Source organism: Burkholderia sp. b14 (assembly GCF_900156195.1).
In the GTDB taxonomy this organism is placed as follows: Bacteria; Pseudomonadota; Gammaproteobacteria; order Burkholderiales; family Burkholderiaceae; genus Mycetohabitans.
Window position 1 is genome coordinate 90,624 of sequence record NZ_FTPJ01000002.1, and the last position, 21,104, is coordinate 111,727.

The window sequence follows — 21,104 nt, forward strand, 5'->3', positions numbered from 1 at the left end:
CACTGCCGACCGACTCTAGCCGAGCGACGCGTCGACAAGTTCGATCCAATAGATGACCGACGTGCGCCCCGCGCCATTCAGATGGGCCTGGCACCCGATGTTGGCAGTCAAGATCACGTCGGGCTTGCTGCTTTAAAGGGCGGCAAGCTTGTTCACCTATACGGCGGCCAGCTCCGACAAACCAAAAAAGCGCAACGCGTTTTGACCGAGAATCTTGCTCTTCGCGTCATCGCTCAGTTCCGGATGCGTCGCAACCAGTTCGCCGATCAACTGCTCCCCGAGCGGGAACGGGTAGTCGGAGCCGAGTAGCACCCGGTCCTCCCCCATTGTATCGACCAGCATTTTCAGCGCACGTGGATCGAAGACCGCGCTGTCTACATGAAACCGATTCAAGTATGACAGCGGCGGGTGCGGGCAATTCTCACGGACGATATCCCGGTTTTCCCACGCGTTCTGCACGCGACCGAGCAAGAACGCAAAGCTGCCGCCGCCGTGCGCAAAGCACAGCTTCAATGAAGCCGGGATACGCTCAAAGGCACCGGAGAGAATCAACGACACCATGCTCAACTGCGTCTCCGCTGGCATGGCGACAAGCCACGGCAGCATCCATTTCTTCATCCGGCCATCGGTCATCATGTCCCACGGATGAACCAGCACCGGAATCCCATCGTTTGCGCAGTGTGTGAGAAACGTGACCAGTTGCTCGTCGTCCAAGTCACGCGCGCCGAGGTGGTTACCGATCTGCACACCGTGGTGTCCGCAACGGAACGCGCGCGTCGCCTCGCGGCATGCCAGCTCGACATCCTGCAACGGCACCTGCGCCAGCGCCATCAACCTGTCCGGTGCATACGCGCACATTTCCAGCGCGAGATCGTTCATCCGTCGCGCCCATTCGTCGGCCACCCTGGCGTCGTAGCGATAGCCGAACATCACCGGCGTTGCGCACATTATCTGGATGCCGATGCCGCGTTCGTCCATCTCGGCGATACGCGTGCGCGGATCCCACAGCGCACGGTACACCGGCCGGAATGACCGGTCCCCCGTCATGATCATGCCATGCTGGCCATCTGCGTCGATATTCAGCCAGGGGGCATGTGTGGCGTCCAAGCGCGCCGCCTCTTCTCGCGTGATGCGCGGGAAGAAATGAGAATGCATGTCGATTCGAAGCTTCATCGCGAGTCAGTGTGGCAATCCAGTCAGGTTCGGTTAATTAAGCGGCTTTGCCCGCATGCAATTGGCCGCACTGCGGACATCGCCGCTTGTCTTCGGAGCCGTAAAATGCGTCGAACAACGGCGGCAGGTCGGTCACGATGTTCTTGAGCTGGACCTCGACCCGATGCACCCGGTGATAGCACGCGTCGCAGTACCACTCGAACCCGTCGAGCAGTCCTGGTGACCGCTGACGCTCAATCACCAGGCACGCGCTGCCGGCCTCGGGCCGCTGCGGCGAATGCCGCACATGCGGCGGTAACAAAAATATGTCGCCTTCTTTTAGGTCCACACGCTCCCTGCGACCGTCGATCCACAGATACAGATACGCGTTGCCGCGCAGCTGGTAAAAAAACTCCTCGAGCGGATCGTCGTGGTAATCGGTACGATGATTCGGACCGCCCACGACCGTCACGATCAAGTCGCTGTTCTGCCAGACTTGCTGGTTGCCCACCGGCGGCTGCAGCAAGTGCATGTGTTCGTCAATCCAGCGTTGGAAGTTGAACGGCGTCCCATATCCCAGCATGTTGGTTTCCTCTATTGATGCACGGTACCGCCGCCGCGTTACGCCGGCATAGCCGACGTGCCAGACGTCCCGCACTCCGTTCCTGACGCCCCGCCCTCAACGCTGGCGCGGCGCATACGCGACAGCCTTGATCTCGATCAGCAGGTGCGGGTGGGGTAGCTGATGGACGGCCACGGTCGTGCGGGTTGGGCCAGTTTCGTCAAAAAACTCGCCATAGACTTCGTTGTATCCGCCAAAGTCATTCATGTTGACCAGGAACGCCGAGATGTCGACCAGATTCGAGAGTTCGGCCTCGTCGGCGCGCAGAATATCGCGAATATTCTCGATCACCGCCCGGGTCTGTGCCCGAATGTCCAGGTTAACCGTACCGAGCGCATCGACCGACGCGCCGACGATCGTATTATCGGGACGGCGCGCGCTGGTGCCCGACACGAACAAAAAGTCACCGGCACGCTGCAGGTGCGGAAATCGGCCGCGCGGCGTGGCCTTGCCTGGCACAATGCGGCCCTGGGAAGTCGATTCAGTCATAACGGTTCCGTATTTCGTGCGTTTATCCGATCTTCACGCAAACATTGGTAAGCTCAGAGTAGAAGTCGAGCGAATGTCGACCGCCTTCGCGACCGATGCCCGACAGCTTGGCGCCGCCAAATGGCGTGCGCAGGTCGCGCACGAACCACGCATTGACCCACACAATGCCAGTCTCGATCTGGCGCGCGACACGGTGGCCTCGGGCCAGTTGCGTCGTCCAGACGCTTGACGCCAGACCGTAGGCGCTATGGTTGACGCGGTCGATCACCTCCTCCTCACTGTCGAACGGCGCTACATGGCAAACCGGCCCAAAGATCTCCTCGGTCACGCAGCGCACAGTATCCGGCAGGCCTGTCCAGATGGTCGGATTCACGAATGCACCACGATCTCGAGCATCGCCGAAATGCGGGACATCGCCGCCGGTCACCACGTTGGCCCCTTCCTCGACAGCCAACCGGAAATACGACAGCACCTTGTCGCGATGGTGTTGTGAAATCAACGGCCCCATCGTAGTGGCCGGATCCTCCGGCGCGCCCACGCGCAGCGCCTGCGCCTTTTGCTTCAGTGCGGCCACGAAGCGCTCGAAGATCGGCCGCTCAACGTACACTCGCTCGCTACACAGGCAGACCTGCCCGGCGTTCGTGAAGCTCGATTTGGCCACACCGTCGACCGCAGCATCGAAATCGGCGTCGGCGAACACGACCGCTGCGTTCTTGCCGCCCAACTCGAACGAGATGTCCTTCACGCCATCGGCAACCGTCTTCATGATGGTGCTGCCGGTGCGCGACTCGCCGGTAAACGTGATTGCGCTGATGTCCGGATGACGGGACAAGAACTCGCCTGCCGCGTTAGGCCCATGACCATGGACCAAGTTGAATACCCCGCGTGGCAAGCCGACTTCATGGATCACCTCGGCCAGCAGTGTCGCCGAGCCGGGCGTTTCCTCCGACGGTTTGGCCACCACGCAGTTGCCCATCGCGAGCGCGGGCGCAACCTTCCACGTCAGCAACAACAGCGGCAGGTTCCATGGCGAAATGATGCCCACCACACCGAGCGGCTTGCGCGTCACATAATTGATTAGCTCACCGCCGTCCGCCGTATGAGTTTCGAAAAACTCGCTGTTTGCGGTACGCACCAAGTCAGCGAACATGCGGAAATTAGCGATGCCCCGCGCCACATCCAGCGCCCGCGCTTGGGCAACCGGACGGCCGGTGTCCGCCACTTCCGCGACAACGAATGCATCAAAGCGCGCTTCGATGCCCTGAGCAATCCGGTACAGCCAGTCTGCCCGCTGCGCCGGCGTCGTGTCACGCCAACCGGCTAGTTGGGCCGCCCGTGCTGCCCGCACCGCGCGGTCCACGGCGTGCGCGTCAGCCTCGCAGACCAACGCAACCTGCGAGCCGTCGACCGGGCTCAAGTCCTGGAACGTGACATCACCCGCCACGAATTCACCATCGATGTAGTGCCGTAACAAGCGGGGCTGGGGCGACGCGGTGACCGGTTCGATGCTCACAACAACTCCTGCGTATTCAAGGGTTAGGAGCAGTCTATGAGAGGCACCGCGTGCGCGGAAATCAAACATTCGTTATTGACTATATGAATCGGTAATACCAGTGCCACAACTGAGCCGGTCCGCGACCGCCGTGACGCTTCCACACGGTTTGAAGTCTGTGCCCTACGGGTCCAGTTATCAATATCCGGCTGCAAACCGACCATGACGCAGCAGGTCTGCGCTGCTGTACTCAAGCGCCACCGATTCGACGCGTCGCGCTACAGCGACGTGGCGGCGAGCATTCTCCCGTTCCGAGGATCTTGGTTTCGATCAGTTATACAAAAAAAGCCGATCTCGCCGACGCATGATGTCAACCAATGCCCATGACCGCGTCCAAACCAACGAGGTCCGCTGTCCACGTTGGTAATGGAGCCAGCAATCGAAAGATTTAAAAAGAGATGGAAAAATACCAGCGACTTCCGACGGTGGGGGTAACGCGGGACGATGACTGTCGCCTTCGTGTCAACCCAAGCGTCCGGGCGACATCGGTCACACCGGTAGCACTCCCCCAAAAATCTCACCTGAATGCACGATGATCGGCTACTAGCCTGTGCCCGCAGATCTTCAAATTCGCAGGCGGCGGCCTCTATTGGATTTCGTTAGAGATTCAATCGACACGAACCTTTATTTGGAACCCCACGGTGAACGGCAGTTTCTCCGACGGTATCGGTGGAATCAAAATGAAATTCGCGCCAACACGCTTGAAATTCGCCATTAGTACGGGGGCCAGAACCGGCCCGACGGTCCGATTGTGTCCCATTCCCCAACGACCGTAGTTGTAGCCGGAAATCACGCCACCCATCGCGGCAACCCGAAACCATCTCCAATGGACAAACTCCGGTGCCCATACAGCACCGCCGTAGAACGATGGACGCCGAATCGAATTGCGAAAGTACCCTGCCGTCGCACCCCACTGCGGCGAGAAATAACACTCGACGCCGCCCCCCGGATTAAACTGCTCGAAGCGCTTCGACGGATCGGGATCAATATGGTACGACCTCAGCATTGCGTCGATCCATATACCCTGGTCACACCAGCCGGCGTAGGCACGCGGCGCCCCGAATCCGGATATCGCTATGCACAACAACGTCAAGCTGACGCGCACGCGAGCATCGCGATGCTGAAACATCGTTCGAATAGGCATGCTTTCTCCAAAGGCAAGCCAGGGCCGGAAAACACGCACTTTACCGCATCCCCAGCGGGGAACCTCTGTTCACACGCCCTGCAGAATCGACTACGCCGTCCAATCCAGGATGACCTTGCCACTGCGTCCGGACAACATTGCATCAAAACCACTGCGATATGCCTCCACGGGGAAGCGGTGCGTAATGATCGGCGACAAGTCCAACCCGCTTTGCAGCATCGCGATCATCTTGTACCAAGTTTCAAACATTTCGCGTCCGTATATCCCCTTGATCTCCAGTCCTTTGAAGATCACATGGTTCCAATCGATCGCAGTGCTTGCCGGCGGGATACCCAGCAGCGCAATCTTGCCACCGTGATTCATATGCTCCAGCATCGATGTAAACGCGCTCGGCGCGCCCGACATTTCGAGTCCGACGTCGAATCCTTCGGTCATGCCGAGTTCGTGCATAACCTGCGTTAATGATTCGCGCGACACATTGACAGTACGGCTTGCGCCCATCTTCTTGGCAAGCTCGAGTCGGTATTCGTTGACGTCCGTGATCACAATATTGCGGGCACCAACATGGCGGGCGATTGCCGCGGCCATTGCGCCGATCGGCCCCGCACCGGTGATCAGCACGTCCTCACCGACAAGGTTGAAACTCAACGCCGTATGCACTGCATTGCCAAATGGATCGAAGATCGCGGCCAACTCGTCGTCGATGTCATCCGGTATCTTGAAAGCATTGAAGGCCGGAATCGCCAGATAGTCGGCAAACGCGCCTGCGCGGTTTACGCCGACTCCGATAGTATTACGACACAGATGACGCCGGCCGGCGCGACAGTTCCGGCAGAGCCCGCAAGTAATATGACCCTCGCCGGATACTCGGTCGCCCACCTTGAACCCTCGCACTTCTTGCCCGATGTCGACAATTTCGCCGACGTACTCATGTCCGACGTGCATCGGAGTCGGGATGGTTTTGCTCGCCCACTCGTCCCACTTCCAGATATGGAGGTCGGTGCCGCAGATCGCCGTCTTGCCGATGCGGATTAATATGTCGTTATGTCCGATCTCCGGTTTTTTCACCCTAGTCAATGTCAGGCCCGGTCCCGGCTCCAGCTTCGCCAGCGCACGCATGGGCGCTCCTCAAATGACATTCAATGCTCGGCCGACGCGCTCGAACGCATCGACGGCCGCATCAATCTGTTCCGGCGTGTGCGCGGCGCTCATCTGGGTGCGGATCCTCGCCCGTCCTTTCGGCACCACCGGATACGAAAACCCGATTACATAGACTCCCTCGGCCAGCAATGCCTCGGCCATCCGGCCGGCGAGTTGCGCATCGCCAAGCATGACCGGGATAATCGGGTGCTCACCCGGAATCAATGTAAAGCCCAGCGAACTCATTGCGCGACGGAAACGGGCGCCGTTCTCGCGAACGCGTCGGCGCAATGCCGCCCCTTCGTCGCTGCGCAGCAATTCCAGCACGGTGAGCGACGCATGCGCGATGCTGGGCGCGAGCGTATTGGAGAACAAGTATGGCCGCGAGCGTTGTCGCAGCAGCTCGACGATCGGCGCACGGGCCGCGACGTATCCGCCCGATGCACCGCCCAGCGCCTTGCCCAGTGTCCCGGTGATGATGTCGACCCGGTCTTGCACACCACAGTGCTCGGGCGTGCCCCGTCCGTGCTCCCCAATGAAACCGACAGCGTGCGAGTCATCGACCATGACCAGCGCGCCATAACGGTCCGCCATATCGCAGATCGCCTTCAACTGCGCGATGCTCCCATCCATGGAGAATACGCCATCGGTCGCAATTAGCTTGAACCGCGCACCGGCCGCGTCGGCCGCCTGCAACTGCGCTTGCAGGTCGTCAATGTCGTTGTTCCGATATCGAAAGCGCTTGGCCTTGCATAACCGTATGCCGTCGATGATGCTTGCATGATTCAATTCGTCACTGATGACCGCGTCGTCCTCCGTCAACAGGGTCTCGAATAATCCACCGTTTGCGTCGAAGCAACTAGAGTAAAGAATAGCATCATCGGTGTGCAGGAACGAGGCTAGTGCCGCTTCGAGTTGTTTGTGAACCGATTGGGTCCCGCAAATGAAGCGTACCGACGCCATGCCGAACCCATCCCGGTCCAAGCCGTCCTTTGCTGACTTCACGATGCGCGGGTCATCAGCAAGGCCCAGATAATTGTTCGCACAGAAGTTTAGCACCTGAGCACCGTCCACCAGCGCGATGCTCGATGATTGTGGCGAGACAATCACGCGCTCTGACTTATAAAATCCGTCTGCACGGATCTGCTCCAGCATAGTGCGCACGTGCGCGAGATAAGCGTCGTTCATGAACACTCCTGAGGTGGGATGCATAATGCCGATGCAAGCCGCAGCGCTTAGCCTGTTAACATCCAAGCATTCTGGCTTGCTGAACCGATTCAATATCGAATCCATGTTCGGTATATCGAACAATTTACTCTACCGAGACATCCATGACAAGTTCCGGCCCACGCTCGCCGGCGCGCCGTACCACCCCGCGCAAACCGCCAGGCAGCACGCGGAGCGACGATGGTGTTACGCCTCCCCGTGTTGGCGCCCACATCCAGCGGTTGCGCAACGAACGCAAAATGACGCTCGAGGATTTATCCCGCGCGGCGGGGGTATCGAAGTCGATGCTATCCGACATCGAACGCGACAAAGCCAATCCCACGATCGCAGTGGCCTGGCGCCTGACCAATGCGCTCGGCGTCAACCTGGATCGCCTGTTCGCATCGGCAAGCCATGACGCGGATCCCATACAGGTCGCCGGCCCGCATGACATCCCGACGCTGTCCGGCACGGACGCGAAATATCAGCTGCGGGTCTGGGGCCCGATCGAGTTGGCAGGCCGATTCGAGTGGTATGAATTGACACTGCAGTCCACCGGTGCGCTAGTTTCCGGTGCACACGAGCCCCATACGCATGAACACCTGACCGTGCTGCACGGCACAATCGAGTTGGAATCGGGTCCGTCGAGCCGCAAACTGAAGGCGGGGGAAACGGCACGCTACCCGGCAGATAAACCGCACGCCATCCGCAACGCCGGCAAGGGCAAAGCCACGGCACTGTTGGTCGTCGTACACCCATAACGACGGCAACGTGATCCCCATCCACGTCGGCGAGTCACGACCATAGCTCGCCGATAAAGCCTCCCCCTCTCCCGTAAATTCTCACCTTAGCCGTAGAAGCCGCATTCACGCCGACTGCTCGCCATTTTTTCAAACATTAGTTGTCCGATGTTAAATCGAGGTCGGCAATCGTTGGCATATCTGCGATTTTTGCACGGGATTCTGTTGATCACACCACGATCAACGTCCATGTTGCCATTTTTCCGGGGGGCGGGTCGTACCTATGCGCACGATTTGCCAAACCTTGCCACGCACGGCAAAGGCCATTTTCTAGTAATGCAGATAGATCCCGATACTGAACAGCTGGTTGTACACGGCGCATCAAGGCTATCGACGCGTAAACACTGACGTGTCAAAGGGAGAGGCTCTAGCCAGCGGCTCTCCGCCAATCCATCGCGTTCCGCTGATTACCGAGGGAAAGATGACATCCGCGATGTGGAACGAATTGCCTGGATTTTGCTATAGGCCCCGAAAACCCTCACCTTTATGCTTATGCAGGCAGCAGCACGATGACAGGGATCCGTCGATGGTAAACGCAGATGCAGAGGCAACGTGCTCAGCCCCGACATCCAGTCAAACGAGGATACGTGGTCGGACGTGTTCAGCGAACAACCGGATGGCGCAGCAAGACGGCAGGCCTCAGGTCCCCCCCGTGGCGGCTCATGTCCTGCTCCTGTAAAAGCTCACTCCTCAGCCCCCGAAGATTCTCACCATCGTTTTCTGCGAAAGCGCTTCCATCAATGCCCTGTAAAATCTCACCTTATCTCCCGAAAAAGCTCACCTCAAAAGATATCCAGCGCCGCAATGCCCTTTTACGGCCTATTCAGATGCGAGCGCGGCCGCCCCGCAGTGCAATGTACCAAATGATAGCTCCCGAAAAATCTCACCTTTGAATGCAGTGTGACGCCTTGCGTCAGCGCATCGCTTAGCCTAGCTGTATCGTAAGCCGCCAAGCTGACAGCGTTGCAAGCCGCTTGTCCCACGTTCAGCTTGATACCGATGATGAGACGGCAGCGGCAAATCGATTATAAGCGGACAGCCGAGAAGGGGCTTCACCGGAGGTGCGCTCGCATGCTGGGCATTGCAATTCGAAGCGTCCATCGTGCTCATACAGTTCAGGCTCCGCATCACCGCATGCCGCACATGTCGATGGCAGTGCGACGAAACCGTCAACAGCGGTACCAATCGACGCAATTTCCTCATGGGTGAGACGGCCAGCTAGCGCCAGGTCGGCAACCAATTTGCCAAGTGTCGACGGTACGCCCGCTTGTACGCGGAACTGCTCTATTTGCCGACTCAATCGGTCAACTTCGTCCGACTTTGTATCCAGTTGGTTTTGCAGCGTGTCGGCACGCGCCTTGATTGCCGCTAGTTGCTGGACATGCTCGAATTCCTTACGGCTTTGCTCACGCAAGCCGGCTTGGTACGAAGACGAGGCTGAACGTAGCGTGTCCAGTTCGACCAATAACGGCTTGACTCGGCGCTCAGCGTTCGCGATGGCATCCTTAATCTCGGCTGCATAGTGCTCAGTACGGGCTTTCAACTCAGTCTGTAGTGACTCGACTTTATTGCGTAACGTCGAAATCTCTGCTTCGCTATCCGCCAACCGGCCTTTCAGCAAGATCACTTGTTCGTGCGCCCGTCTGGCCATGGCTCGTTCGGTTGCCAGCCGCTCGGCCAATTCCCCTTCTTTGAGCGTTGCACCAGTCCACGCGTCATGATGCCGTTGTAATTCGGCACGGGCATGCTCATACAATAGCTGCGCATCTCGGGCTTTTTGCTCTGCTGCGGCGATAGTCTGTTGCATCTCGACACGTTTTTGCGCGAGTTCATCCCGTGCTGCGGCAAGTGCGGCATCGTAAAGGCTGCGAAGCAGTTCGCCAGCGGTGCTGTGGAGCGCTGGCGGCAGTACACCGGCATCGATCCGCACCTTTGACGTGTCGCGTACTCGCTCCCAGAAAAACTCGATATCTTTCGGAATGTCACTGGCGCTGCCGACACCGGTCAATTCCCGGACATTGGCTAGTGTTGGGCGGACCGCGTGATCGAAAAATAGACGTTTACACGCATGCAGCGACAATTCGCGACGCCGGGTGCCCTGCGCTTTCAAGCTTAGCAGTTCGTCCCGTATCGCCTGCTTGTCTTCATCATTCATCGGAGCAAGCCTAGCATAGTCAACTGGAGCAATCATAACAAACTACGTAAGATTTGCTACCAATTTATTCACTGAGCGTTACTCTCCCTGCCATGGTGTTGGATCACCATATTTTGAGTAAAAGGAACTGGAATCGGTGTGAAACATTAAATAGGGCGGTCAAAAATATCTTTATGTTCCAAGTGTTTGGCGCACTCCGCAGGATTTAACTTAATGTTTCACGAGCCCGGTTAGCCCAGTTGGTTAGGCTAGTTAATCCCCGCTGGGTGCTCCCAGAACGCCGGCTAGCTAAAGAGAAAAAGCGTAGCGGTTGCTACTTCGATGATTGCAGTGGTACAGGGTAACCACAGTAGCGCGTTATGCCATAGCTTTTTCAGAGACTCGCGGGTTTCTTGAGTCAGTTAACAGAAACACGTAGAAGTATCTTTAAAAACGTTAACGCCAGCTCAAACCCTTGTCTGGCATGGCTTTCCGGGCGACAAGGTGAGGGTTTCCAGGAACTCAGGTGAGACTTCACGGGATGCCACGGTGATGGGGTTCAGGGAGTCCGGTGAGGAGTGACAGGAAACATCGTGAGCGGATTCGGGGGCAGGTCACGCAGCTTTGGTGGCTATAGGTGAGACTTTTCAGGACGATACCCGCGCGGGCCCCCAACCAGTAAAGCGTTGGTGCGGTGGAGTATTTGGTTGAAAAACATTATGGTGAGCTTTTTCAGGAGGTAGTGGTCGCAGTGCGGGGCTGCCTTTCGTTGCTCAATTTTTTGGCAAGGTGAAGTTTTTCGGGACTTAAGCGTCTTTTAAGGTGAGCCGATACGGGAGTAGACGTAAGGTAGACGGCGTTCTGCGTATCGTGGCGCTGCAAAGGTGAGCTTTTTCGGGGGCGGTGGTTTTCTCTTCCTTCGCGGATCATGGTTCGCCTCCGAACGGCATGAAGGCGCATTGAGCGGGAGTTCAGTACGAATATTTGCTCAAGTAAGCATGGCGGCACCGTTAGGTGAGTCTTTTCGGGAGCCGGATTGCAGCTTAGGTAGGCCGTTCAGTATGCGTTACCGGGCAATAAGGTGAGATTTTACAGGATCGGCCAGCGTGAGCATACAATGCCATTTCGGCCGTTCCGTTACGTGGGGTGAGCCGTCACTTTTCATGAAGTATTTGATTTATAAGGGATTCTGAGCACCGTATCATTGCTGCTATACTATAAAGGTGAGCTTTTTCGGGGCCTCAGGACAGAAGAAGGGGGGCACTGTCGCCGGGGTTGATGCTGTTCAATGTTCTGCGTAAGGGTGAGGGTTTTCGGGACTTATAGCATTTGGTCTCGAAGCCGCATGCACTTTTAACGGGTAGGTGCCCCTTTTTCGAGCGCTATGACGAGTGTTTTCGGCGTGTTATATGGCTAATGACGGACTGTGGCGGCTTTCCTCCCGACAAAGGTGAGCGTTTTCGGGAGGTTCTGCAGCGCAATAAGAGAGCGTTGTTCTGTCGATCCCCCGCCAGCGGGGCGCAGGTCGTTGATCAACGGTGAGCGTTTTCAGGAAAGGCCTGCAATAAACCTTTGCTTATCTGCAATCGTAACAAAAACCGCTTTAAGGACAAGGACATGCAGTCCATTTCAGCCGACGTATGAATTTTGCGACAGGCCAAAGGTGAGGCTTTTCGGGACTCAATTTTAGGGTTCGTAGAGGGGGAGACGGTTATGCATACGTCTGCAGCCCCGACTACAAGGGGCGTTACCGTATCAGCCCGATTTTCATAGGTGAGAATCTTCGGGGGACCTCGCGGTGAGGTGGGTGTTTTCGCGGCGTCTCACCCATCAGGGGTGAGACGATGGATGTAGACGGCTCTCACCATAGCGGGTATTCTTCAAGCAACCACTGTCCGGACCTGACACATGGCCACCCGCGTTGCAAAGAAGAAGACCGATGTTGTCAGCCCGAACTCCTCGGAGTTGCGCAAGGCCGTTGAAGCCATCGCGATTCAGCCCAAGAGCGGTAAGATTACCTTGCTGACTCGCAAGCTGTTCAATGTGCTGTTGGCTGTTGCGCAGCAAGCCGATGAGTCGGGCGACACCTATCGGGCGTTGCTTTCGGATATCGTCGCAAATTCCGCGTTCGACTCTAATGACACGGCGCTGGTCAAGGAACATTTGCGTCGGATGGTATCGGTGCAGGTCGAATGGAGCACTGGGACATCGAGCCAGAAACCGGGACGCAAGTGGGGCATCTCAACGTTAATCGCGGACGCCGAAATTCTCGAGGATGCGACTACCCGGCGCGTATGGGTCGAATTCTCGTTTGCCCCGAAGATCAAGAAGAAGCTTCTCGACCCGGTCCAGTATGCCCGCCTGAGCTTGCAGTTTCAAAGCCAACTGCGTAGCAGTGCCGGGTTGGCGCTGTATGAGATCTGCGTACGCTACTTAACCAATCCGAGCCATCTTACGATGCGTGAGCCATGGGAGTGGTGGCGGCCCATTTTGTCCGGGACACCGGACTCGGAGGCTGGCGATGAAGCCAAGCGCGAATACAAGTATTTCAAGCGCGATTATCTTCGTCCTGCCATCGCGGAAGTGAATGCGGTAACCAATATCAATGTTGAATTGATCGAGCATCGTGAAGGACGGCGTGTATCGGAAATCCAGTTCCGAGTAGCGGAGCGCAAGCAACCGATGCTGGCGCTCGATGAACATCCAAACGTGTTCGACAGCACGTTGGTCGATCGCATGGTCAAGCTCGGTATTCCGTTGAAAGAGGCGCAGACGCTGTACGCCGACAGTGAAGAAAATCGCATTCGCGCCGCGTTGCAGATGACCGAACAACGGATGCGCAGCACGACGCTGCCTGCGGTACGCAGTGCTGCGGCGCTGTTCAAGGACGCCCTGAAGAAAGGCTACGCGCCGCCGGTCGAGGAAGTCCCAACGCTGCAAGTCAAGAAGGTCGCTGGAGAAGAGGATCCAAAGGCCCGGCTATTGGCTGAATACGCTGCATATCGTCGCAAACAGGCGCGTGAGCTTTATGATGAGCAGGACGATGCGGGGCGGGAGCTTGCCCGGGAATCATTCGAGGACGAAGCGTTGCCGGGTCTGGGCGCTCACCTGCGGGACGAATGGCGTAAGCGTGGCATCGCGTCAAAGATCGTCGAGACGGCCTTTTTTGATTGGCTGGCGCTGAAAACGTGGGGCGAGCCGACGGATGGCGACCTGCTCGCGTTCACGTTGAACCACGCACGCGCCGCAGCATAATCGTCTTGCGGAATGCTGCCGGTGGCGCGTGCGGGGTGTTACGCGTCGGTTGTGTTGGCGCCGCGGCCACCGGTGTCCGAGGTTTTTGGCATCAATAGCGCTTCGATCTGTGCCAACAATTCGTCGCGCTTTTCCCGTGTCAGTCCCTTCAGCTTCAACTCAAGGCGGTCGTCACCATACGACTTTAGGTCGCCAAGCGTCGCTCCGCCGACTTTGATTTCCAGCCGTTGCGCGTAGCGCTGTCGGCGCAGCGACTTGGGCGCGTCACTAGATACTCCCCTGCCCTTGACGATATCGGCAACTTGCCGGGTGCTGAGGTCGTTGGCGACGATTTTGTTGATCAATCGAAGCGTGGCATCTGTACCCTTTGCGGAATGATATCGGGCAACTTGGTACGCCATGTTAGAGCCAAACCGATCCGGCCTAGCCACCATTTCCTGCATGACGGCTTCCGGGAGTTTCGCAATGCCTAATGCGACGGCAACTGTCGACTCATCAATGCCAAGATGCTCGGCAAGTTCGCGTTGACTTTGGAAATGCTGCTCGTCGAGAAAGCGTCGCCATACGATGGCGTTGTCGAAGACTGTTTGCGAGTCCCGCTGGACGTTCAAATCATAGCCGAGCTTATAGCTCTCAATGCCAATAGGCAAGTCTACGACGATTGCCCTGACACTTTCCTTGTTGGCTTCTCTCAATGCCCGCACGCGGCGGCCGCCGTCACTGACGAAGAATGTGCCGGGGTTTTGATGATCCGGAATGACGTGAATAGCCTGCTGCTGACCTTGCTTGGCAAGGTTCACGGCAAGTTCGGCAATCGACGACTTCAGGTAGAAATGGCGCGGATTGAAGGGACTGGGTTTGATCGCTTTCAGTGGTAACTCAATGACCTGTCCCGGTGTATATCCATTTGCAGTACGCCACGCGCGGTACGCCGCTGATTCGTTGGAGCGCGGGGTGATGGTCTCGGACGGATCAGGCGCCCCGTCCTTTTTAGCAATTGCGACCGGTTCGGGCGTATCGGGGCTACTGGGCTGCTTGACCCACGTGTCGATCGCGTTGAGACGTTCCAGTGCCGTTCGCTTTTCGCTGGTCGTCGTATCCGGCCGTGCCTGGAAGCCTCGGGCGAGTTGAGAGGATTTCATACGGCTCCTTTATGCGCATAAAGTCACTGCAACAGCGCCGCGATTTCATCGGCGCAGGCTCGGATTTCGGCGCTTGCCAGTTTGGCGCCACGGTCCGACATTTGCAGGACGGTTTGTCCCAACGCCATCGCCTGCTTGTAGCACTCGCGAGTAGGGATCTGTGTCTTCAGAAGTGGGAAGCCGAGTTCCTCGAGCGCGCGCTTCAATTCGCGTGTCAGCATCCGTTTTTCTTCGGTCTTGTTGAGGAGGAAGACGGCTTTCAAATCTTCGTTCATTGTCTGCGCTTGCTGGATCAGCTTGACCAGACCAACGCTCGACCAATAGTCGGCCGGCGACGACGACGTTGGCACAACCGCGATACTGGCCGCCAGCAGTACAACGCCGGAGACCTTCTCTGTGATCGATGGTGGGCAATCCACAATGATGAGATCGTAATCGTTGACGAATTTCTTGATTTCTCTATGGATCTGGCCCCCTGCCTCCGCTAAGTTCACAATCGGGAACGGAATGCCTGATTCTTCACTGGCGGCGCTAGACCAGTGGACCAATGTATTTTGCCCGTCCGCGTCGACGACCAAAACTTTCTTTTCTCTTTCGTGGAACGCTGCGCCAAGATGCATTGCGATCGTGCTCTTGCCCACGCCCCCCTTCTGCTGAGTAACCGCAATGATTTCAGCTGCCACTCGTTACTCCCTTAGATAAACTTTAAGGAGTATATCGGAGTTTGCGGTTGAAAATCCATAACCCGTTCGGAGGATGTCGTTCAGCCGAGACTTTATGCGCATAAATTAGGACGGGGACTCAGAGGCAGGAGAGCTTCGCATGGGCTGCCTACGTGGTGGTCGACAGGGTACGGTTTGACGATGCCCGCCTGCCGGCAGGAGGTGAGTAACAGCGATATCGACGAAGGCTTGTCTGATTGTTTTGTAAAGGGTGTCCCATGACTTACCGATAGTTGCGTTATATCAGAAGCCAGTTGGTTGGAGTCGCCTGGTCTATCCAATCGATCCAGGTAACCACCAATAGGTCTCACGGACAGTGAATGCTGTGCACACCTGGAGGAGGTGATTTGACAGCCTATTGGCAATAAGATATTTGATGCTCGATGATTTCTTCTTTGCCGCGACGAGTGCTTTATCAGCCTTGATCAGACATGACTTCCAATACACAAGAGAGTGGTGCGGAGGCCATGTCAAGGGGTGGGTCAGTGGCTTTTGCATGAATCGTGAGCATGATGCGGTGAACCTTAGACATGTGTTGATTTTCAGCTGCGAAGCAAAGCCAATGTTTTGGCGAGGCGTTTTGCGTAGGAGGTACCAGAGATCGACGTTAAAAGCTAGCTCCGGCCGCTAGGAAGATGGAATGGGTGAACGGCTGTCACAGTACATACGCTGCTGACTTTATGCGCATAAAGCTTCGTCTCCTCTATTGGTTCGATGCATTCTTAAAGATCGGTCATGCATCGCTGCTGCTGGTAACCAGAGATTTGATGCAGTATTGCTTTACTACGCGGTGGCTAATTCTCACGTGCCACAATTGGCTTTAACGTCGCAGGTCTCAACGACCGCCTTCATTCGATTCATATCGATGTGGTTTAAATTTTTATCAAATTATATTGCTGATAGCACTGCGGATGAGCGTTTGCAATGGTGCGATGCGTGACATGCGTGCAGGTTATTCACAGTGCACAATGATGCTCTTCATTTTCTCATCATGTCGTGACCGAGGTATCCATGATTACGATTTATCATAATCCCCGTTGTTCGAAATCACGCGCCGCCTACGCCTTGCTGGTTGACGAGTTGGCAGGACGCGAGGAAGTCCGAACGGTCGAATATTTGAAAACACCCCCTACACTCGACGATTTGAAACAGCTGCATGCATTGTTGGGTGTGCCGGTGCGCGAAATGATCCGGGACAACGAGCCGACTTTCGCCGAACTGGGGTTGGACGATACCTCGTTATCTGAGGACGCGCTTCTCAAGGCGGTTTCCGACCATCCGGTATTGTTGCAACGCCCGATTGTTGTTCGCGATTCCCGGGCTGTAATCGGACGGCCGCCCGAGCAGATCGCCACACTGTTCGATTAAGTGACGCCAGCTTTGACAGGTCGCCAAGTGCTTGCACGAATACATCTGGTGTCAGTATAAGAATCCGATAATAGTTGGCAGCGTACAATCGAGGAACAGCGGGAGCGCATCGCGTTGGCCCTGCCCCGCACACTTGGCACGACGGGAGATGGGCCTCGATCTGTTGATCGATGACTGCCTGTGGCCGATGGAGCAAACACTGGAGTTTGAGTTTTTCACAGTAGTAGGCAACAGATGCCATCGTTACATTTCCGTCTCCGGCCTAGACTATTTTTGCTCGTGCGCCGCGACGCTGACCTGTGCCGCCTGTTCGAGTCCCGGTGCCATGTGCGATTCTCAAGCGCATACCGGCTGCAGGTATTGCGGCACAGTATGACAAGTTGAAAGTATACTGGGGACTGTGGAGCAGCCAGCTTCTAGCATATTTATAACAACATCATGTGTAGCGGATAGCGCAGGCGCTTCAGTCCCTTGGCAATGCCAGCGGCGGGTTTGTTTTTGGTTTCGGCATAGTTGCCGCTGATCTTCAGTAACTTTCAAGGCTTGCCCGATCACCAGCTTCGCTCTCAATAATGATATAGGAGGGAATATCGGATATTGCAGGGCCAAGTTTTGTCAATGGCGTGACACTCGTATGTTAAAATTCAATGTCAATCGCTCGATGACCGATGGCAGGCCGTTTCACGCATTAAGGCAATAGTTTACTCAACGCTTGCTTCAACTCGTCGCTTTCTTGGGCCTTAGGGATATCCCGTTTTGCACGGATTTTATAATCAGGTAATATATTATTATCATTGTCGAATGCTTTCAATAACCTGTCAGAGTGAGCTTGATAGGCCGGATTTGCAATAATTTGTGCCAAGCCCACCGGCTGCGGATGATCTCTTTCCCAAATCGCAAGCTGTTTAAATGCCGTGATAGTTGCCTTATCAAATGGATGTTGTTTGATAATATCGATTGCCAGCTTATCATCCGTATGCAACTGCGCATCCAGATTTCTGTTGAATACAATTTTTTCTCCTGAAATAAGGCGTTTTATTGATGCATTGATTTTTTCTTTATAAGATTTACTGGCGCTTGACTTGTAATGCTCAATGATTAAATCTATCATGTCCGGCTTTGCATTTTTGGCAATGCAATCCAGTTTGTCCGTTTGATCGTATGCTTTGGAAAACCACCGTGCCAATGATCTTAAGGCGACTTTATCTTTCGGCGACAAATGCGAAGCCTGTTGAAGCACTTTTTTATCGGTTTGCGTCGAAGATTGCGTCGCCAACCAGTACGCAATCAGTTCCTGTTTGACCTGAGTATCTATCTCTGCGGGCACAGGGTGTTTAGCAACTCCCGGCAAATCGATGCTGTCCAACGCCTGCTCGCACTCCCATACCCGCAACTTTCGTAGCCACCGGACTGAGGCGCCGATGGACGAAGCGTCATTTGGGGCGTTGTGTCCGCCTACCGGGTTGGCCTGATACCGAGTGAATAATTGCTTTTGGTCGAGATCGGACAGATGACCGGCTTCAAGCCGTGTCAGCACATTGGTCAGGCTTTGCTCAGGCTGCTCTATCAGCCATCCTGATAGCCCTTGTAAGTTACGCACGTGATGCGTTATATCCTTTTTTTTTCGAAGGTTTACCCCCTGCTGCGAGTCGCAATAGGCAAAATAGGCAGCCAGGCGCGCGGACAGATCTTGGAGAAGCGCAGCGTCCTGGGGATTGGGACGAAACGTGTAACTTCTGGCACGGGTGGCGTTGCCCAGGCCGGCCGGCGCGGTTCGGGTCGCCACGCCTGACGGCGAGGCGTCGGATGGCAATTCGGCTCGCCGCACCGGCGTTGACGTCATAGGCGATGTGGGGCGGTGGGCGGATCCCACCTGGACCGTCTGGTGCCACGTCATGCCATACGCGTGGCGGCTCTCCGGCCGCGTATGCGGTCCACGCCGATCGCTGGAGGACCAACTCAGCATCGGTAGTGCATGCCCGCTCATCGAGCGCGGAGCTGGTCGCTGAACGGGTTGCGGTGTCGGCGCTTCGGCCCTGTTGTCCATCTCGGTTCGAAGCGAGGTCGGATCCGATGTGTGGGGAGCAAACAAATAACGAGTATCCATTATGGGCTTGTCAGCCGCGTGGCGGCTGCCTGTGGTGGCAAGAAAGGTGAGGTTATTGTTGCGGCACGCACCGCACGGCGCTGAGAAGTAACCGAAGCCAGGGCATGCCATGCGAGCCATTCTGGCGGCAAACGATAAGGTGAGGTATCCTCCCACATGGTCAACCCGCGCTTTCCTCCTACCGGTCCCACTCCGGTTCTACGTTGCCTTCTCGCATATTTCACGGAATTCGCCCGGTCATTCCATGCTGTCAACAGCAACTTGGAAGTGGCTTTTTCACCGTCAGCACCGATCAACACGCGTGTACGAGATTGACATGCCCCTCGACGAGGCCGTTGCTGTAGGGCGTCATCAGTTCGCTGTGTCGTACGCGACGATGAACAGCAAGCTCGCGCTGCAGACAAAACGCTTAAAAACGCCTCGCTTATCGCGGTGTCGCTGTTTTGCCTATGCGAGTTCGTTTGAGCGTTGCGCTTTAATCACACCGATATCATCGCTGTAATTCGCGTGTTGGCCGTGACACAGAAGGTTGTCATAAACTGGCTTGCCGTCGAGATAAAAAGGCGGTGGTTTTATTAAACCAGCACAGACATACGATGTAACTGCCATAGACCGACCGTTTGCCCGCACCGGTGCTTCGTTTCGAAAGGCTGACAGTGAACTTGGGCTGAATATTAAAAACTGCTGGTGCATAGGCCGTGCGGCGGACCTGGACCTGGAAGTTCGTTCCGCGCAGCATGAGACGATCTGGACGTACAGCATGGACGAGATCGCTCAGAGGGGAGAGACGGCCGGTTTTACTCGCGTGGGTGGGCTGGACGGACGGCATGTAGCCGTTTGCCGAGACCTCGTTCGTGGCGCAATAATAGTCACCGCGGCGGCGAGACAGCGTCATCGAGTGATGCGCCGACAAGCTTGCTAGGGGCCTCGCCCGGCATGTTCGCAATGCCGTCGCTTCGAGGAAGCGATAGACTGATTGACGAGGTACCCATACGAGCCCCCTATCGCTGGGGCCCGCCTGCGATAGGGCTGCAAATGGACCGGCGTCACGACCCCGTGCGCAAGCGGGCAACCGCGTGGTACATGGTCGCCATGTGGTAGGGCGTCGTTGACGGCATGTCCGCGCGCACCACGGCGCCGTCCTGCGCAATTGATTCTACCCAGCCGTAGTCGCGCAAGAAGCGCTGCTTGAAACGGCCGAGTTGAGCCTTCAGGGACACGTACGCATCTTGCGCCTCGCTGGCGCCCTGCAGCGCTTGCGATGTGGCCAGCGCGCGGGCGAATTCGGTTTGCGCCCACAACCGCTCGTTTGGCTCGATCACATGGCCATGCTCGTCCAACGCAGCGCACACTCCACCGGTGACAGGCGACACGCCGTGCCGGAGCGAGAACATATAGGCCGAGCCGAGCCACTCGGGCAGGTCGCTGTGTCCAAAGACATCCGGCGCGCTCGACGCGAGGTAGAACCATTCGAACTGGTGTCCGGGTTCGATGCGCAAGGCGCTGCAGCCGATCGGCAACTCCGCGATGCAGCCGGTCGGGCGATGCACGAATGTCGCAATCATCTGTTCCGCGATACGCTGCAGCGCATCGGAAAACCACGCGTCGCGCTGTACGTCGCGGGCGGACAGGTAGGCTTCGGCCAAGTGCATGATCGGGTTCTGCTGCGGGCCGTCGACGAGCGTGCGAAAGTCGGCGGATAGCACCGCGTTGTACAGACCGGCGTCGGTCGCGAAGCGCGTTTCAATCACGTGCAGTGTCGCTTCGAGCAGATCCAGTGCATCCCGGTTGCCCCGGTGCCGGAAATATTCCGCGCAACTGAACACGATGAATGCATGCGTGTATAGATCCTTTTGCGTCTCTTGCGGCATGCCTTGTACATCGATGCTGTAGTGCCAGCCGCCATGTGTCGTATCCACGAACCGGCTGCGCAGCGATTCGAACAGGCGGTCTGCGTGATCGTGCCAGCCAGCTGCGCTGAACACGTAGAGTTGGCGTGCACAGGCCATAGCCCGGTAGCGCGTGGGCGGCAACGCAGGCTGTCCTGGCGGCGCGATTACGTCATAAGGCAGGCCTAATGCGTCATTGAAGCCCCGGGTGGCCCACAATGGCAAAATCACGCTGGCCAGGTGCTGGTGCAACTCGTCGATGGTTGCGCTGGCGTAGTTTGGCTGGTTCATGCAACAGGCTTTTTTCCGGGAACGGCTGGGATGCGAGTGTACCGCAACTGTTGCCCCTTCCTGCTGTCGGCGTGGCGATGGAGTGCGTACC

At 56.7% G+C, this 21,104-nt stretch carries 16 protein-coding genes; 3 read left to right on the forward strand and 13 right to left on the reverse strand.

Annotated features, from left to right (window positions below):
* Positions 1-156: 156 nt before the first annotated feature.
* The 7 genes from B0B13_RS01560 to B0B13_RS01590 form a co-directional block, all read right to left on the reverse strand.
* The gene (locus B0B13_RS01560) at positions 157-1,173 is read right to left on the reverse strand and encodes an amidohydrolase family protein (protein WP_076788474.1); all 1,017 of its coding nucleotides are present in this window, start codon (positions 1,171-1,173) and stop codon (positions 157-159) included.
* A gap of 37 nt (positions 1,174-1,210) precedes the next feature.
* Entirely contained in the window at positions 1,211-1,735 is a 525-nt protein-coding gene (locus B0B13_RS01565; protein ID WP_076794514.1) for a 3-hydroxyanthranilate 3,4-dioxygenase, read from the reverse strand.
* Positions 1,736-1,831: 96 nt separating this feature from the next.
* Positions 1,832-2,263 carry a RidA family protein gene (locus B0B13_RS01570; RefSeq protein WP_076794021.1) on the reverse strand — a complete coding sequence of 144 codons (432 nt, stop codon included), beginning with the start codon at positions 2,261-2,263 and terminating at the stop codon, positions 1,832-1,834.
* A gap of 22 nt (positions 2,264-2,285) precedes the next feature.
* On the reverse strand, positions 2,286-3,776 hold the full coding sequence (locus B0B13_RS01575) for a 2-hydroxymuconic semialdehyde dehydrogenase (protein ID WP_076794023.1): 1,491 nt from the start codon (positions 3,774-3,776) through the stop codon (positions 2,286-2,288).
* Between the two features lie 646 nt (positions 3,777-4,422).
* A complete protein-coding gene (locus B0B13_RS01580; protein WP_076794025.1) occupies positions 4,423-4,959 on the reverse strand; it encodes a hypothetical protein in 537 nt (178 codons plus the stop codon).
* A 90-nt stretch (positions 4,960-5,049) separates the two neighbouring features.
* The gene (gene tdh, locus B0B13_RS01585) at positions 5,050-6,078 is read right to left on the reverse strand and encodes an L-threonine 3-dehydrogenase (RefSeq protein ID WP_076788480.1); all 1,029 of its coding nucleotides are present in this window, start codon (positions 6,076-6,078) and stop codon (positions 5,050-5,052) included.
* Between the two features lie 9 nt (positions 6,079-6,087).
* Positions 6,088-7,287, reverse strand: coding sequence for a glycine C-acetyltransferase (locus B0B13_RS01590; RefSeq protein ID WP_076788482.1), 1,200 nt, complete (start codon positions 7,285-7,287; stop codon positions 6,088-6,090).
* 143 nt (positions 7,288-7,430) lie between these two features.
* On the opposite strand from B0B13_RS01590, the gene B0B13_RS01595 reads away from it, so the two are divergent.
* The gene (locus B0B13_RS01595) at positions 7,431-8,066 is read left to right on the forward strand and encodes a helix-turn-helix domain-containing protein (RefSeq protein WP_076794027.1); all 636 of its coding nucleotides are present in this window, start codon (positions 7,431-7,433) and stop codon (positions 8,064-8,066) included.
* A 1,024-nt stretch (positions 8,067-9,090) separates the two neighbouring features.
* On the opposite strand, the gene B0B13_RS01600 is transcribed toward B0B13_RS01595, so the two are convergent.
* Entirely contained in the window at positions 9,091-10,260 is a 1,170-nt protein-coding gene (locus B0B13_RS01600; protein ID WP_076794029.1) for a DNA-binding protein, read from the reverse strand.
* Between the two features lie 1,887 nt (positions 10,261-12,147).
* On the opposite strand from B0B13_RS01600, the gene B0B13_RS01605 reads away from it, so the two are divergent.
* A complete protein-coding gene (locus B0B13_RS01605) occupies positions 12,148-13,494 on the forward strand; it encodes a replication initiation protein (RefSeq protein ID WP_076794031.1) in 1,347 nt (448 codons plus the stop codon).
* Between the two features lie 38 nt (positions 13,495-13,532).
* On the opposite strand, the gene B0B13_RS01610 is transcribed toward B0B13_RS01605, so the two are convergent.
* Together B0B13_RS01610 and parA are read right to left on the reverse strand one after the other, a co-directional pair.
* A complete protein-coding gene (locus tag B0B13_RS01610; protein ID WP_076794033.1) occupies positions 13,533-14,636 on the reverse strand; it encodes a ParB/RepB/Spo0J family partition protein in 1,104 nt (367 codons plus the stop codon).
* 23 nt (positions 14,637-14,659) lie between these two features.
* Positions 14,660-15,319, reverse strand: a complete 660-nt coding sequence (gene parA, locus B0B13_RS01615; protein WP_076788492.1) for a ParA family partition ATPase — start codon at positions 15,317-15,319, stop codon at positions 14,660-14,662.
* Between the two features lie 1,050 nt (positions 15,320-16,369).
* Between parA and arsC the strand changes: the two genes are divergently transcribed.
* A complete protein-coding gene (arsC, locus tag B0B13_RS01620) occupies positions 16,370-16,726 on the forward strand; it encodes an arsenate reductase (glutaredoxin) (protein ID WP_076794035.1) in 357 nt (118 codons plus the stop codon).
* Positions 16,727-17,414: 688 nt separating this feature from the next.
* Here arsC and B0B13_RS01625 read toward each other — a convergent pair.
* The 3 genes from B0B13_RS01625 to B0B13_RS01635 form a co-directional block, all read right to left on the reverse strand.
* Positions 17,415-18,569, reverse strand: coding sequence for a hypothetical protein (locus tag B0B13_RS01625; RefSeq protein ID WP_076794036.1), 1,155 nt, complete (start codon positions 18,567-18,569; stop codon positions 17,415-17,417).
* 796 nt (positions 18,570-19,365) lie between these two features.
* Entirely contained in the window at positions 19,366-19,728 is a 363-nt protein-coding gene (locus B0B13_RS17475) for a hypothetical protein (RefSeq protein WP_139337270.1), read from the reverse strand.
* 151 nt (positions 19,729-19,879) lie between these two features.
* The gene (locus B0B13_RS01635) at positions 19,880-21,013 is read right to left on the reverse strand and encodes an AGE family epimerase/isomerase (protein ID WP_076794040.1); all 1,134 of its coding nucleotides are present in this window, start codon (positions 21,011-21,013) and stop codon (positions 19,880-19,882) included.
* Positions 21,014-21,104 lie beyond the last annotated feature (91 nt).

Excerpts from the sequence above, each read along its gene's own strand:
- B0B13_RS01605 (WP_076794031.1), top strand. The coding sequence starts at position 12,148 with ATGGCCACCCGCGTTGCAAAGAAGAAGACCGATGTTGTCAGCCCGAAC.
- B0B13_RS17475 (WP_139337270.1), bottom strand. The coding sequence starts at position 19,728 with ATGACGCTGTCTCGCCGCCGCGGTGACTATTATTGCGCCACGAACGAG.
- tdh (WP_076788480.1), bottom strand. The coding sequence starts at position 6,078 with ATGCGTGCGCTGGCGAAGCTGGAGCCGGGACCGGGCCTGACATTGACT.
- B0B13_RS01625 (WP_076794036.1), bottom strand. The coding sequence starts at position 18,569 with ATGACGTCAACGCCGGTGCGGCGAGCCGAATTGCCATCCGACGCCTCG.
- arsC (WP_076794035.1), top strand. The coding sequence starts at position 16,370 with ATGATTACGATTTATCATAATCCCCGTTGTTCGAAATCACGCGCCGCC.
- B0B13_RS01560 (WP_076788474.1), bottom strand. The coding sequence starts at position 1,173 with ATGAAGCTTCGAATCGACATGCATTCTCATTTCTTCCCGCGCATCACG.
- B0B13_RS01595 (WP_076794027.1), top strand. The coding sequence starts at position 7,431 with ATGACAAGTTCCGGCCCACGCTCGCCGGCGCGCCGTACCACCCCGCGC.
- B0B13_RS01565 (WP_076794514.1), bottom strand. The coding sequence starts at position 1,735 with ATGCTGGGATATGGGACGCCGTTCAACTTCCAACGCTGGATTGACGAA.
- B0B13_RS01580 (WP_076794025.1), bottom strand. The coding sequence starts at position 4,959 with ATGCCTATTCGAACGATGTTTCAGCATCGCGATGCTCGCGTGCGCGTC.
- B0B13_RS01590 (WP_076788482.1), bottom strand. The coding sequence starts at position 7,287 with ATGAACGACGCTTATCTCGCGCACGTGCGCACTATGCTGGAGCAGATC.
- B0B13_RS01600 (WP_076794029.1), bottom strand. The coding sequence starts at position 10,260 with ATGAATGATGAAGACAAGCAGGCGATACGGGACGAACTGCTAAGCTTG.
- B0B13_RS01570 (WP_076794021.1), bottom strand. The coding sequence starts at position 2,263 with ATGACTGAATCGACTTCCCAGGGCCGCATTGTGCCAGGCAAGGCCACG.
- B0B13_RS01610 (WP_076794033.1), bottom strand. The coding sequence starts at position 14,636 with ATGAAATCCTCTCAACTCGCCCGAGGCTTCCAGGCACGGCCGGATACG.
- B0B13_RS01635 (WP_076794040.1), bottom strand. The coding sequence starts at position 21,013 with ATGAACCAGCCAAACTACGCCAGCGCAACCATCGACGAGTTGCACCAG.